General features: G+C 36.2%; 11 protein-coding genes and 1 other annotated feature. Of the genes, 4 read left to right on the top strand and 7 right to left on the bottom strand.

Going from position 1 to position 15,199, the window contains the following annotated elements:
- Positions 1-60: 60 nt before the first annotated feature.
- Positions 61-1,755 (bottom strand): septation ring formation regulator EzrA, encoded by a 1,695-nt coding sequence (ezrA, locus tag AC58NB_RS05695; protein ID WP_497425851.1) that lies wholly within the window; start codon positions 1,753-1,755, stop codon positions 61-63.
- Between the two features lie 192 nt (positions 1,756-1,947).
- Between ezrA and hisJ the strand changes: the two genes are divergently transcribed.
- Entirely contained in the window at positions 1,948-2,760 is an 813-nt protein-coding gene (hisJ, locus tag AC58NB_RS05700) for a histidinol-phosphatase HisJ (protein WP_497425852.1), read from the top strand.
- Between the two features lie 16 nt (positions 2,761-2,776).
- Here hisJ and refZ read toward each other — a convergent pair whose 3' ends face one another.
- Positions 2,777-3,409, bottom strand: coding sequence for a forespore capture DNA-binding protein RefZ (gene refZ, locus AC58NB_RS05705; RefSeq protein WP_497425853.1), 633 nt, complete (start codon positions 3,407-3,409; stop codon positions 2,777-2,779).
- A gap of 215 nt (positions 3,410-3,624) precedes the next feature.
- Between refZ and AC58NB_RS05710 the strand changes: the two genes are divergently transcribed.
- A complete protein-coding gene (locus tag AC58NB_RS05710; protein WP_497425854.1) occupies positions 3,625-4,104 on the top strand; it encodes a GAF domain-containing protein in 480 nt (159 codons plus the stop codon).
- 46 nt (positions 4,105-4,150) lie between these two features.
- Here the strand turns inward: AC58NB_RS05710 and AC58NB_RS05715 are convergent, their stop codons facing one another.
- A complete protein-coding gene (locus AC58NB_RS05715) occupies positions 4,151-6,022 on the bottom strand; it encodes a sensor domain-containing diguanylate cyclase (RefSeq protein WP_497425916.1) in 1,872 nt (623 codons plus the stop codon).
- A gap of 414 nt (positions 6,023-6,436) precedes the next feature.
- On the opposite strand from AC58NB_RS05715, the gene rpsD reads away from it, so the two are divergent.
- Positions 6,437-7,039 (top strand): 30S ribosomal protein S4, encoded by a 603-nt coding sequence (rpsD, locus tag AC58NB_RS05720; RefSeq protein WP_497425855.1) that lies wholly within the window; start codon positions 6,437-6,439, stop codon positions 7,037-7,039.
- A gap of 302 nt (positions 7,040-7,341) precedes the next feature.
- Here the strand turns inward: rpsD and AC58NB_RS05725 are convergent, their stop codons facing one another.
- The 3 genes from AC58NB_RS05725 to tyrS form a co-directional block, all read right to left on the bottom strand.
- Entirely contained in the window at positions 7,342-8,127 is a 786-nt protein-coding gene (locus tag AC58NB_RS05725; protein WP_497425856.1) for an FxLYD domain-containing protein, read from the bottom strand.
- Positions 8,128-9,006: 879 nt separating this feature from the next.
- Entirely contained in the window at positions 9,007-9,543 is a 537-nt protein-coding gene (locus AC58NB_RS05730; RefSeq protein ID WP_497425857.1) for a dihydrofolate reductase family protein, read from the bottom strand.
- 200 nt (positions 9,544-9,743) lie between these two features.
- Positions 9,744-11,009 (bottom strand): tyrosine--tRNA ligase, encoded by a 1,266-nt coding sequence (gene tyrS, locus AC58NB_RS05735; RefSeq protein WP_497425858.1) that lies wholly within the window; start codon positions 11,007-11,009, stop codon positions 9,744-9,746.
- Positions 11,010-11,061: 52 nt separating this feature from the next.
- Positions 11,062-11,295: a binding site (T-box leader), on the bottom strand.
- A gap of 148 nt (positions 11,296-11,443) precedes the next feature.
- On the opposite strand from tyrS, the gene AC58NB_RS05740 reads away from it, so the two are divergent.
- A complete protein-coding gene (locus AC58NB_RS05740) occupies positions 11,444-14,371 on the top strand; it encodes a transglycosylase domain-containing protein (RefSeq protein ID WP_497425859.1) in 2,928 nt (975 codons plus the stop codon).
- A gap of 482 nt (positions 14,372-14,853) precedes the next feature.
- Here AC58NB_RS05740 and AC58NB_RS05745 read toward each other — a convergent pair whose 3' ends face one another.
- Complete coding sequence (locus tag AC58NB_RS05745; protein ID WP_497425860.1) at positions 14,854-15,177, bottom strand: GNAT family N-acetyltransferase; 324 nt, start codon at positions 15,175-15,177, stop codon at positions 14,854-14,856.
- Between the last annotated feature and the right edge of the window lie 22 nt (positions 15,178-15,199).

Below are 15,199 nucleotides of genomic sequence, written 5' to 3' on the forward strand. Positions count from 1 at the left end.
TGGCTACATCTTATGCCGAAATAACAAAGTAAAAGACCAGACTGGTAAGTCCAGACTGGTCTATACATTGCTATGTTCAAGATACTCTTGAATTTTTTTTAATGAACCAGGTTCTACTTTCTCAATTGCTTCAGCAGCTTGCTCCAGGGCATCCTGGTATTGATAATTGCGGAATTGCTTTTCTGCTTCCGTCAGTGCAACAGCGACTGTTGGGTATTGTCTCCTATATCGGTTTCCATATTGGATCACCTTCTCAGCCATCAGCACTTGTTCAGTTAATTCAACAGTAGCCTCCTGAACACGACTAACCGCTACACTTGCAATATCAAGATGGTGCATGACCGCATTCATATTCAATGGCTTTTCTTCTAATTTCCCCATAACTTCCGCAATACTTTCTTTTGCTTGCACGACCATTAATTCATAGGATGTCGGCATTCCAGGAATATTGCTTGATTTAATGATCCTTAAAGATTCAGCCATGCTTTTTTGCAGCTTTCTGATCAATTCTCTTGATTCCATTTCATCCTTGCGAAGAGTATTCAATTTCTCTTCAAATTCCTTTTGTAAGCCTTCCAGTGTTTCCAATTTGGATTCTAGCTCGATGATGTCCTCTTTCAATGCTGTATAAGCGGTCTCTTTTTCATATATTTTTTCTTTGAGCATTTCCCATTTTGATTTTAAGGTAATCAGCGTTTTGTCGATATTAGATCGCGCTTCCAGCTCTTTTTCAGGCATTTGATAAATTTGTTTAACCAAATTAGTCTCTTCATCAAGCCTATCTAGCTGATCAATGGATTGATCCAGTTTTTGCTGATACAAATCTTTAACGGATAACACATACTGACGGGCCATAACCTCTTTTTCCAGAAGGTCATAATAAGATTGAATGGACTCATTTAATTCTTCAATCCCCTTTGCGGCTTCTTCAATATTGGCGTCCGCAATGTAAGTTCTGTATTTCTCCAAATCCTGTTCCATTTTTTCAATTTCCGTCTCAAAATACATATGACCCAGTGGGTATCCTTGCTCACACATTTCCGTGTATCCCATTTTGAGTTCATGTAAAAGTCCTGGTATATGTATTTGGCAATGACCAATTAAATCAGGGATAACATCTAATTTCTCTTTTAGATTTTGTAATTTCGCCTGGATTCCAAGCACCTGCTCTCTGGCTTCAAGATAATCGCCTGAATCTGTCTGATTCGTGAATATTTGAAAATCATGAGCGAGTTTTTCAAATTCCTCTTCAAGCTTTTCCGCTGCTTCTCCAAAACTATGACGATGTGCCAATAGTCGTTTCTTTTCTTCACGGTAAGCCATTAAAAGCTCTTCTACCAGCTTTTTATTTTGTTCCTCACTGCCCACAAGTTCATTCAATTCATGAAGCATAGCCGAGAGTGTAATCTCTATTTCATCAATAACGTGCTCAATTTGTCTTTGAACTTGTACTGACTTATTGAACCGGTACTTGTCCGCATATTCCTCTGCATCAAAAAGCAAAGTTTCAACCTCGGCAAGTCGATCCGTTTGGATAACATCCCACTCATTGCGCCATCTTTCAAACATTCTTTCTGTTTGCCCAGTCATATTCAAGCTTTTTACTCGGGCTAGTTCTTCGGCGATTGGCCTGTTCATGATGTCTATTTTTTTATCTGCAAGTCGATCTATTTCTCTGTAGTGCTTCTTCCTTGCCAATATTCCAACAATAAAAGCAATGAAGATAATCACCAGTATCCCTATCACATACTTCATATGAAGCCTCCTATTCAAAACGAGACAAATAATATATAAATAAGTTCATATCAATGATTTAATGATAACATGGTATAAAGTATTTTTAACTAATAAAATCTACTTTTTCTACAAAAAATTGTCCATTGCTCTCTTTTAGTGTCCAGAAATGATAAGGAATTAAAAAAATATGTCGAAAAGGAGGCCTTTTATATGAGGATAAAGGACGGACATGTACATACCCCATATTGCCCACACGGAACAGATGAACCTATTTCTGCTTATATCGAAAAAGCAATTGACCTAGGGTATGAAGAAATTACCTTTACAGAACACGCTCCTTTACCTAAAGGATTCATCGATCCGGCACCTACACGTGATAGTGCCATCCAAATGGAAGAGTTATTCACATATATAGAGGAAATAAAGCGCTATAAACAGAAGTATGAAGCGAAGATTACCATTAATATCGGGCTGGAAATGGACTACATAGAAGGCTGGGAAAGTGAAACAAAAAAATTTCTTAATGAAATTGGTCCTTATTTGGACGATTCCATCCTATCTGTTCATTTTTTAAAGAATCAAAACCAATGGTTCTGCCTGGATTACAGCGAGATAGAATTTGGTACGATGATTAAACAGTATCAGTCTGTCGATTTATTATATAAAGCCTATTACCAAACCCTTCAAAAATCGATTATAAGTGATTTGGGCCCATTTAAGCCTAAACGGATTGGCCATATTTCTTTGATAACAAAGTTCCAGAAAAAGTTCCCAAGCAAAGAGAATATAGAGTCCTATTTACTGCCGATCCTTTCATTAATAAAAGAACAAGGGTATGAACTGGATGTAAATACTGCAGGTCTTTTTAAACCCTTATGTGGTGAAATATATCCCCCCATCCCTTTTATTCAAACAGCGATAAACATGGGGATTCCTCTCTGTTATGGGTCTGACGCTCACCACCCAATGGATCTTGGGAGAGGATTAGATACACTAGATCCTAAAATCTTTGACTTACGATAAATCGTTGAGCATCCGATCAGCTAGGAACCGGACAATTGCGGTCCTCAAATAAACAGTCTTTAAGAAAACGTTCAATTTCTATTTGATAGGTGTTTATAAAGTATAATTCGTTCGGGAATAGTTGCCAAACCTCAATGAAATACTGGGCCTGAATAAAGGGTTCATTCAGCAAAGCTTTTAGCTTCATAACGAACATAGACGAATTAACCTTTTTTAATTCACCGCTATCCATTCCGGCATCAAGAAATAAATTAATATAGAATTTTTCTTTCGATAAATACGTGGTATATATTTCTCTGTTCAAACTTGAGTCTACTGAAATTTCTCTTAATACAAGACGAGTTAACAAGTACTTATCTCTGTAATATCGCAAACAAAATTTGGTATACTTTAAGATACATTCTCTGGGACCAATTATAGGAAGTTGCTCAGCTATACTCTCAATTCCTTTCGTATAACCTTCAAAAAAATCTGTAAAGCAATATTCCAAAAGTCCTTGTTTATGCTGAAAATGGTACGCAATATTAGCTGAATTACCTCCAGCACGACGGGCAATGTCCCGGATTGAAGTGGCCGAGTAGCCCTTCATATAGAATAAATAGACAGCCGCTTCAAAAATATCATCTTTTTTAGTAGATAATTTATCCATAAATTCATTTCTCCCTTTGATGATCATTTTATTAAGAATGTTGGATAATAAAAACTGTCTTTACATGCCAAACAGGTCTTTCACCGGATTTCCCTTATATGAACTAGTTCTTCTTTTAGGGGACTTATCCTTCAATAACTTATCGACAAAAAAACCAATACTGACTATGGTTAGATGTTATTCTCAAGAGGGATGACAAGGAAAGGAGAATGATGATGTTTCAAGCCGAAAAATATACAAAACCAAAATCACAAAACTATCAATTGGTCGTAAAACAACTTAAAGCACTAATTGAAGGGGAAACAAATTTAATAGCCAATTTGAGCAATGCATCCGCCTTATTGAATCAATTTTTAGATGATGTAAACTGGGTAGGGTTCTATCTTTATGAGGAGGAGCAGCTTATTCTTGGTCCATTTCAAGGTCTACCAGCCTGCATACGAATTCCTTTAGGTCGAGGAGTTTGCGGAACAGCAGCTGAAAATAAAGAGATACTCAGAGTCATGGATGTTCATCAATTTCCCGGACACATTGCCTGTGATGCTGCGTCTCAGTCAGAAATAGTGCTGCCAATACTGAAAGATGGCCGTCTTATCGGTGTACTCGATATAGACAGTCCATCAAAGAACCGCTTTGATGAAGAAGATGAAATTGGTTTAAAGCTATTTGTTGATACACTAGTTCAATCCATCTAATAAACAAAAGGGCTAAGCTCCGTTTTCCGGCTTAGCCCTTTTTCTATCAACTGGAAACAACTACTTGATTTTTACCCGATCTTTTAGCTGAATACAGGGCGTCATCTGCCCGTTGGAAAAGAGTTTTAATTGTATTATTTGTATTCTGATTGGATTCCCAATAGGATACTCCACATGAGATGGTAACCGGGGGATTGGTTTCTTTCCTTACTGTTTCAACTAGCCTCTCCGCAACCGCCTCTCCCGTACTTCTCGTTGCTTTCGGAAGGAAAATGGCTAACTCTTCTCCTCCCCATCGAGTACCTATATCCGTTTCTCTAATACTATTTTTAATTAAATCTGCCACCTGAATAAGGACTTCATCCCCCGTTTGATGTCCATATGTATCATTTGTCAGTTTGAAGTCATCGATATCAATTAATATAAAAGTTCCTTCAGTTTCAGAATGAATTAATTCAAGCATTCTTTCTTCAAGATAATTTCTCGAATATAGACCTGTTAAATAATCTGTGATCACCATCTTTTCTAGTTTTTCTCTTAAAATAGAGTTAACAAAAGCCATAGAAGAATGATGAATTAAAGATTGCATTAATTTAAACATATCAAATGTAAAATGATACGGGGTTCGATGAAGGACGATGCAAAATCCATCCATTTTCCCACTATGAATCATCGGAAAAGCCATTAGTGATTTATAGTAGCCATCCTGCCCGACTTTATCGGAATCCATGTCCCCAATATACAAAGCTTCTCGATCTTGTTCCAAGCTGGCTTTAACATATTGAACATAGTATTTAGATGCGTCTTCATTGAAAAAAGGTGAACTTCCTGGCACAAGTTTTGCCTGTCTATTATTAATCATAAAAAAGCCAACTTCATCCGCCAGAAAAGATTTGTTAATTTGTTTTTTCATATAACTAACGGTTTCACTAAGTCTTAAATTAGAATTAAGACGATGAGATGTTTCATTAATTAAACGTAAATCGGCAATTAAACGTTTCGACTGCTCATATAATTGAGCGTTTTCAAGTGCTCCTCCTGCTGTATTAGCTAATAGTGAGATAAATTCAATCTCATTATCCGGGAAGATAACTGTTTCTGGTGTAATGACCTGTAAAACACCATAGACTCCCTGCTTCCCTAATAAAGGAGCATACAAAACAGAATTATTCATTTCTATTGCATCCTCAATTTGAACACAGCCAGAAACGTAAGCCTGCATGGCTGATAAATTCTCCCCGTCCATTTCAAGACTTTTGATCGGAAGATTTAATGTATGATCACTATCCTGTGACATTAATAAATAATACACAAAAGAGGGGTATACTTCACGCAGCGTTTCAATTACCTCAACCAAAACGGAATGCATATTCATTGAGGAATGAAACTCAGTTGTAATCCTTTGCAAGAGCTTATACCGTTTCTCTTCTTTTTTTCTATTTGAAATATCGATTGCTTTATAAAGCAATTCTCCTATTACATTCTTCAGTTCAGAAAAATCAATTCTAGTTTCACTTCTTATCTCTCTATTTTCAGAAAGAACGACAAACAGTCCCAGTAATTCGCCATTGTAATATAAGGGAATACCAAGAGCATTTGAGGTATTATTTAAGGATAAACACGCTTCCTCGCACAATTCTTTTCGCGATGAATTCAGCACTGTATCAAGCGCTATTTTGTTAGCAAATTGATTTTGACGACCCGTCACTGAAGCTACCTTTTCCAAGTAAACCCTTTCTTTCCATGGGTCGTTAAAATAACACGCGATCTCATCCACCATTAGCAATTCCAGCAAGAAGTCTACCATTTTATTTGTAAATCTTCCTAAAAAGAGATCATTATCATCTTCAATCATACAGTCTACAAATATGCTTTTTATTTTTAATTCCCAATTCAGACTCAATTGATTATCTACCATCACATTAATCAACACCTGTGGTTATCTTTCATCCCATGATTCCATGGAATTAGATAGATTTTTTAAAACTAATACTTTATACCTATTTTACCAATATATGCTAAAATAAGCACTACTTTCTTTCAATAATAATGACTTTTTTTATTTTACCTTTGGAGAGTACATTGATTTGTATCATTCCCAATCCAGAGAATCCCTTGACTTATGTTCCAATTAGTTATACAATACTCTTTGTGTAAAATATCGCAGCTTATGTTCACATCTTTATGTGTTCATTTCATTCCTCTAACAAGAGGTGTATCTTGTAACCCGCTGCTGCTAGGGCGAAGGTACATGAAAATGAAATGGCAGTAATGTTTGTAAACAGCGGTTTTTATTTTACAAAAATAAAAACATTCAAGGAGGAGTCCTCTTATGGCTCGTTATACAGGTCCAAGCTGGAAATTATCCCGTCGTTTAGGTATTTCCCTAAGCGGTACAGGTAAAGAATTAGAAAAGCGTCCTTACGCTCCAGGACAACACGGTCCTAACCAACGCAAAAAGCTTTCCGAATACGGTTTGCAATTGCAAGAAAAACAAAAACTTCGTCACATGTACGGTGTGAACGAACGTCAATTCCGCACAATCTTTGATCGTGCTGCTAAATTACCTGGTAAACAAGGTGAAAACTTCATGGTTCTTCTTGATTCTCGCCTTGATAACATCGTTTACCGTTTAGGTTTAGCTCGTACTCGTCGTCAAGCTCGTCAGCTTGTAAACCACGGACACATCTTGGTTGATGGACGTCGCGTTGACATCCCATCTTACCGTTTAGCTCCTGGTCAAGTTATCGGCGTACGTGAAAAATCCCGTAACCTTGATATCATCAAGGAAGCAATCGAAGTTAACAACTTCGTTCCTGATTACCTAACTTTCGACGCTGAAAAGTTAGAAGGTACTTTCACTCGCTTACCAGAGCGTTCTGAATTACCAGCTGAAATTAACGAAGCTCTTATCGTTGAGTTCTACTCTCGTTAATTAATACGCTTAGTAAATAGCGTATATAAAAACCCTAGAAACCTTATGGTTCTAGGGTTTTTATTTGTTTTCTATTTTTAAATACCCTCAATAATTCTCCAAATAGTTGGTTAAGCTAAAAATTGTGGATAAACGCTGGATTTTAATTTTATATAAAAACAATATTAAATTAATAAATCCTTATAAAAAAAGCATTAGAATTTCTTCTAATGCTTTTCATAGTTTTTTCTTCAATATTAATTATGGAGTTCCTTTTGCATCTTGCTACGAATTTATCAGGAGCTAATTTTTTTGTTTATTACTTATTTTAGCGTAAGATAGTCTAACGATAATTCAAAAGTTGCTGTATCTTCTGGAAGGTACGTTAGTTCAACTTTTTGTTTTGTTCCTGGTGTGAAATTTTCAAGATAAATAGAATCATTACCAACTACGATACCATCGCTATCTTTAAATTGTACATCATAATGAAGTGATTCAAATTCAAAATTAGATGTATTCTCAACAATTGCAGTATACATAAGATCACCATATTCATCTGTTGTTTTCTTGAATACGATTTCTTGTCTAAGTTCCTCTGCATAGCTATTAGCTTCGTTTTCATTCTCGATCACGGTTGCTTGTTGCTTGAAGTCTTTATACGTTTGTTGAAATTCTTCTTCAATTATTACATTATATTCATCAACTAATTTTATAAGTGCAGGTTTTCTCAGTTTTTCTGATTTCTCTCCATACTCCAATTGTAACTCCCAATCATCTGTTTTAAACATTTCGATTTGATATTTAGCACCTTCAACATACTGATTGCCTAATTCTTTTAACTCTTTATCTTCAACATTAGAGAGGCTTTTCTCTATCGTCTCCAATTCTTTTTCTAAAATCTTAACATTTTTTTCATAATATTTTTCATCTTTTTCAGAATCATCTAGCTTATCCTGTTCTGCCCATCTATCGTTAATAGCTTTACTAAATTCCTCGACAAATACATCATCAGGAGATGTTTTATCTTCAGCTTTATCAGACTGATTAGAACATCCTAATACACTGATTACCATTACTAGTGCGAGTAATAAACTAAAAAGTTTGTTCATTTTCTTCTCCTCCGCTAAATTTTAATCATCTTTATTTTATTTCCCGAATAACATTATTTCAATATAATGTTTTAATTTCCATTTCTTTATTCATTTATCATTTCTTAGCTTACTTGAACGTTGAAAAACCTCTTAATAATAGTTATTTCCTGGAATTCACGCTTATAAGAATTAATGAAAACTAAGAAAAATTAGTAGAAGTAGATGTCTTTAATATAGTATTTTTTACAAAAGCTCTATTAAAGGATACTGTTGATTTTTAAAGTAAAAAAAAAGAGAACTCCATAGTATTTTGGAGTTCCCTACTATTCTTCTCTTCTTCGATAGTTCCTAAAAAAACTGATGTACCCTTTTTCTCTTCTCTTTTTTACAAAGTAGCTGCCATTGGTTTATGTTCAGGTAGAGGTTTGGCTTGCAACACAGCATAAGAAACTGCGCTTACTTCCTTATATCTTCGTCGCATAAAAAAAAGAGCTGATACCACAGCCCATCATTAAGAGAAAAGCATTTATTAGTTTAAACGTTCATCCTTTTTTTGATCAACGTATCTGTTTGCTTGGTAATCTTTTAATGCCTTCCGTGCAAAAAATACTGCCTAAAATCCCGACCAAAACGCTAGATGAAAGGATTTTTAATACATAATAAATACCAGTACCTGCGATAAAATCTAGAATCAAATATTTTTTAATTGTTGAAGCTTTAATGGTATAGAAAATAAATTGATTTTGTGTCTTCACTTAGTTATCACACCCAAATCATTTTTCCTAAGATATGATTAAATAAGATTGTCTTATTCCGTTATCCTGCCCTCTCTATAAAACAAAAAGGAGATGATCAACAGCCCATGATAAAAAATGCAACCTCCGTTAATAACACCCCTTATTTGTTTTTAATGACATAATGGAGTTCTGCAAACTGATTAAAATTTCTCACCCTCTTCAATGTAAGGTCTACTTGATAATCCCCCTCTTTAAATAACAGAATACCACTGCCAAGTATAGTTGGTGCAAGCGTTATGATGAGTTCATCCACCAATTTTTCTTTCATGAAATCATGTAATAATTCTCCCCCACCGACAATCCATATGTTCTTGCCATCTTGTTTTTTAAGTTTATCAATAAATTTAGTTACATCTTCATTAATAAATTTCACATCTTTGGTATCCTTCATTGAAGACCTTGTAAATACATAGCACTCTTTATCTTTATATGGATATTCCTCTAGATCTTGTTTCATAAGCCAGTCATAAGTCCGTTTACCAAGTAAAACGGTATCGACTTTTTCATAAAACTCAGTGAATCCATTATCACCTTCACCTTCAACATTGAATAGCCATTCAAGAGAATCATCCTTTGTGGCGATATATCCATCTAAACTAGAAGCAATAAATAACACTAAATTTCTTTTTTGACTCATAGACCCACCTCCAAAACAAAAATCACATTCGTTTCTATACTTATTAAGTATATTCTCAGCACTGTATCCTTCTGCTCCCCTACCACTCTAAGAAGTTCAACAGGAGAGGTATAAATCCTCCACAAAGACGTTAAGAAAACCTTTATCTTGTTCCCTACAATAAAAGGGCTGTCAGATAGACAGCCCTCTTTGATTCATTCTTAAACGTATTGGATCAGTGTATATTTCTTTTTACCGCGGCGAATTACCGTAAATTGTCCTTCTAATTTATCAGCCTCTGTCATCGTATGAGTAAGGTCTGTGACTCTTTCTCCGTTGATGTAGATAGCACCATTTGTGATATCCTCACGCGCCTGACGTTTAGAGGAAGAAATTTTTGCATTTACAAGTAAATCTACCAATAATAATTCTTCATTGCTGCTAACTTCAAAACTCGGAACATCCTTGAAGCCTTGGCGAATTTCTTCTACAGATAGTTGTTTAATATCCCCGCTGAATAATGCCTTAGAGATATTGATGGCTTGTTGTAAAGCTTCTTCCCCATGTACAAGCTTAGTTACTTCTTCAGCAAGCGCCTTTTGAGCCGCACGTTTTTCCGGAGCTTCAGCAACTTCTTTCTCCAGCGCTTCAATTTCTTCTTTGCTTAAGAATGTAAAGTATTTAATGTATTTAATAACATCACGATCATCTGTATTAATCCAGAATTGGTAGAACTCATAAGGAGACGTTTTCTCACGATCTAACCATATCGCTCCGCCTTCTGTTTTACCAAATTTAGTCCCGTCTGATTTCGTAACAAGTGGAACTGTTAAACCAAATGCTTTTGCATCTTCCTTCGTTTTACGAATCAATTCCAGTCCTGCCGTAATATTTCCCCACTGGTCACTTCCACCGATTTGCAAACGGCAACCTTGTGTTTCGTATAACTTAAGGAAATCAAGAGATTGCATAATCATGTAGCTAAATTCGGTAAATGAAATACCTGATTCAATACGAGATTGTACTGAATCTTTTGCAAGCATGTAGTTAAGACCAAAGTTTTTACCAATATCCCTTAGGAAGGTAATTAAGTTCATATTGCCAATCCAGTCATAGTTATTGGCCATGATTGCTTTATTCTCGCCAGTTTCAAAATCAAGGAAACGGGAAAGTTGATCTTTGATGCGTGCAGTCCATTGATGAACAACATCCTCCGTGTTTAACGTACGCTCTGCCTTTTTACCACTCGGATCTCCAATCATTCCTGTTGCTCCGCCAACTAATGGGATTGGCTGGTGCCCAGCTAACTGGAAGCGTCTCAGGATTAAAATAGGCAGCAAATGGCCTATGTGCAAGCTATCCGCGGTTGGATCGAAACCGGCATATAATTTAACGCTTTCTTCCTGTAATAATTTTTCCAAACCCTCTTCATCAGTAAATTGATTTACCAGACCTCTGAAACGCAAATCATCTAAAATATTCATCATTCTCCACCTCTTACTATTTAAAATAATATAAAAAAACGCCCCTTCATTAAAATGAAGGGACGATTAACTATCGCGGTACCACCCAACTTGCGAAACATGACAACTGTCTCGCCGCTTATCCTTTTAACGGAAAGGTTCCGGCATTCGCTACACAGCTTTATACAAAGCTTTCCCGAATGCTGCTCGAGGAGGTAATTCATTATTCCGCTTGTACCGGTTTACACCAACCACCGGCTCTCTATAACATTGGCGGACTAACTACTGAGATCCTGTCAAACGCATCAACTATAAATTATAGGTTATGCTTTTTTTACCATAATAGCAAGCTACTTGTCAAACCCAATAATTGTATTGTTTGTTATTAGAATGAAACTATACCTACCAAAACCATAGCTTGTGCTATAATGTATGTGATTTGTTGGGAGAGTGAATAAATGAAAGATATATTTATAAAACTTAAAGAAAGGCTTGCACCATTGTATGACTACATAACCAAGCCAGCTGTAAAGCGAAATGCACGTATATCCTATCATGTTATTTGGAATTATGTGTTGATCTTCCTGATTGTTTCTATGATTGGGATTGCTTTTGCAGGCGGCGTTGGGGCCGGTTACTTTGCATCAATGGTAAAGGATGAACCGATCCGAAGTAAAGAGCAGCTCGTATCGAGTATGTCCAATTATGAAGAAACATCTGAGATTTATTTTGCAGGCAATGTATATATGGGAAAGATGCGGTCAGATTTAGAGCGCGAAGAAGTTAAACTAGAAAATGTTTCTGATCATGTCAAAAAAGCATTAATTTCTACAGAGGATACCTATTTTTATGAGCATGAAGGTGTGGTACCTAAAGCCATTATTCGAGCTTTACTACAAGAAGTGACCAATTCTTCTGTCCAATCAGGAGGAAGCACACTAACACAGCAATTAATTAAACAGCAAATATTAACAAATGAGGTTTCCTTTGATCGTAAAGCTAAGGAAATTCTGTTGGCACTACGTCTTGAGAAATTCATGAAGAAAGATGAAATTCTAGAATCCTATCTTAATATTTCGCCATTTGGCCGTAATTCCTCTGGCCGTAATATTGCCGGTGTCCAAGCGGCAGCGGACGGTATTTTTGGCGTAAATGCGAAAGATTTAACTCTGCCGCAAGCAGCCTTTATTGCAGGATTGCCAAAAAATCCATACCTTTATACACCATTTACTCAATCTGGTGAATTGAAGGAAGACCTTACTCCTGGTATTAACCGTATGAAAACTGTTCTGAAAAGAATGTATACAAATGATGCCATTACAAAAGAAGAGTATGAAACTGCATTAAAATATGATATTACGAAAGACTTTGCCAAAAAACAGGCATACCCTACTGAAAAATACCCATTCTTAACCTATGAAGTAGAAAAAAGAGCAATTGAAATTATGATGCCGATATTGGCAAAGCAAGATGGTCTTTCAAATAAAGATTTAGAAAAAGACGACAATCTTTATAAGCAATATTACACGTTAGCCGATCAAGCGATTCGACAAAATGGCTATCAAATCCATACAACTATTAATAAAAAAATGTATGACAATATGAAACAGGTCACTGAGAGTTTCCCATATTATCAGGGTACTAGACAAGTGACCAAGAAGAATCCCGATACTGGAGAAACCTATATAGAGAATGAACCAATTGAAGTTGGCGCCATGTTGATTGAAAACACTACCGGAAAAATTCTCAGCTTCGTTGGAGGCCGTGATTTTGAACGCGAGCAACTAAACCATGCTACATCAGCTATTCGTTCCAATGGATCTACGATGAAACCATTGCTTGTTTACGCGCCAGCCATGGAATATGGAGTCTCTTATCCTGGTAAAACCTTGGTCAATGCGCCTGTAAGTATTCGTGGTTGGAGTCCAGGAAACTATGCTGGCGGCGGAATTACTGGTATCTCCACTGCACGTGAAGCATTAAAACGATCCTATAATATACCGGCAGCGGTGCAATACGCTGAAATCATTAATCGCAACCCGGTAACCTATCTTGAAAAAATGGGCTTCAGCTCCTTAGAAAAGGCGGATTATACAAACCTTGCCATGTCATTAGGGGCATTAACCAGAGGGGTAACCGTAGAAGAGAATACGAATGCCTACGCTACATTTGCAAATGGCGGACAATTCGTAGATAGCTATATGATTGATAAAATAGTAGATTCGAATGGAAAAACCATTTATCAACATAAAGCGGCGAAGACAGAAGTCTTTAGTCCACAAACAGCCTATTTAACAATTGATATGATGAGAGATGTCATCAGCTCCGGTACAGCAGCCGGCTTAAATAGTAAATTGAAGTTTTCAGCCGATTGGGCCGGCAAAACAGGTACGAGTCAGGATTACAAGGATGCTTGGATGGTCGCAACCAATCCGAATGTAACATTTGGCGTTTGGATGGGATACGATTCTAATGGCTCTGTAGATACATCAGGTATGAGCTATTCAAAACGAAATCAATCCTTATGGGCACAGTTAATCAATTCTGCTTATGATGTTGAGCCTAATTTAATCGGAACTTCAAAACGGCACCAAATGCCAGGTGGAATTGTAACCAGATCCTATTGTACGCTGACTGGGTCGTTAGCTTCCAAGTCCTGTGCAGATGCCGGACTCGCAAAATCTGATTATTTTAATGCCAAGTATCTTCCTTCCTCTGGTATCGGCAACCTGCCGACATCAAGTGAGAAATATGTATTCATTAATGGGAAGAAATATGTAGCACTCGATTCTACACCACAGGAATTTACTGAAACTGGTCTTGTTGTCAATGCTGACTTTTCTGGCGTTACAGGTGCAAAATACCTTATTGATAAATCAAGTATGACGCCAAAAGGGTCTGATTTTGAAAATATGATCGTTAGTGGTTCGAAAATGAATGATAATGGAAAAGCTCCTGGAGCACCATCAGTTACTTCAAAAGAGAATGTCATTAGCTGGAGTTCTCCTGGAGATTCTGATATAGTCGGCTACCGTGTATACGCAAATGGCAGCAAAGTGGCCAGTATCAAAGGGAATGACTCGCTCAGCTATAAAACGGATGGTAAAGGAAAGTATTACATTACTGCAGTGGATATAGCAGGTAAAGAATCTGCCCCATCCTCCATGATTGAATATAAAGCAGAGCCTAAAGCTAAAGAAGTCAAAAAAGATACGTCAACAGATAAGAAAGAAACTACAAAAATAACAGATAAAAAAGAAACAAATGACAAGAAAGAAACTACAGATAAGAAAGAGCCAAAAGTGAACGAAGAAACAGAACCTGCTGAAGAGCCAGTACCTGCTGAAGAGCCAGTACCTGTGGAAAATTCAGAAGAAGAAGAATAAAATTAGAGGCTGTTCCATGTCGATTTAACCAGACTTGGAACAGCCTTTTTCTATATTCTAAGATAATCGTATAATAAAAATTGTTACTTTTAGATTTTTTGGTTGTGTAGGAGAATATTTACAGGTAAAATATGTAAATAGTTCGATTGGAGGATAATGATATGCAGATAAAAAGTTTTATCGTGACTTTTGGGTCGTTTATAGTGACAACCATCCTACTTTATTTTCTTGGACATCTGTTTATTATATCTTGGTTACAGATGCAATATGAATACAGAAATGTTTCAAATGAGTTCTATCTTTCAATAGGGTCATTCGTACCCATCCTTATCGGTTTAATAACAAGCTTTATGGCTGAAAAGTTATATACATACAGGTATACAAATACAAGATAGTAAATCTACATCAAATTTTTACACATGATTTCCCCTGGTAATTCATCGATCGTACAAACCATATTCGCTTCTAAATCCAAAGCTAATTTAAATTTTTCTCGAAGGGATATTAGTTGGGTCGATAATTGCTTTTAGTTTCTTCAATTTTGATTTCTTAGCTTTTTCGATTAATGTTTTGGCAATTCCCGTTCCATAGCCTAAACTCCAATATTTTGGCAATATTCTATATCCAATTTCAGCTTCTTTAAGCCATTCTTCTACATGACTCAGTCCAATAAATTCACCAACATTGTCAAAGATTTTATATGTACCAAAGTTTTCGTTTTTATATTTCTCATTACACTCTACTAACTTATGAAAATTTACTTGAGCTTCCTCAAAAGAAATCGAATGTTCTGTTATTTGAGCCATAACCTTCTCATTTCATACAAGG

Source organism: Pradoshia sp. TA40_28 (genome assembly GCF_059694525.1).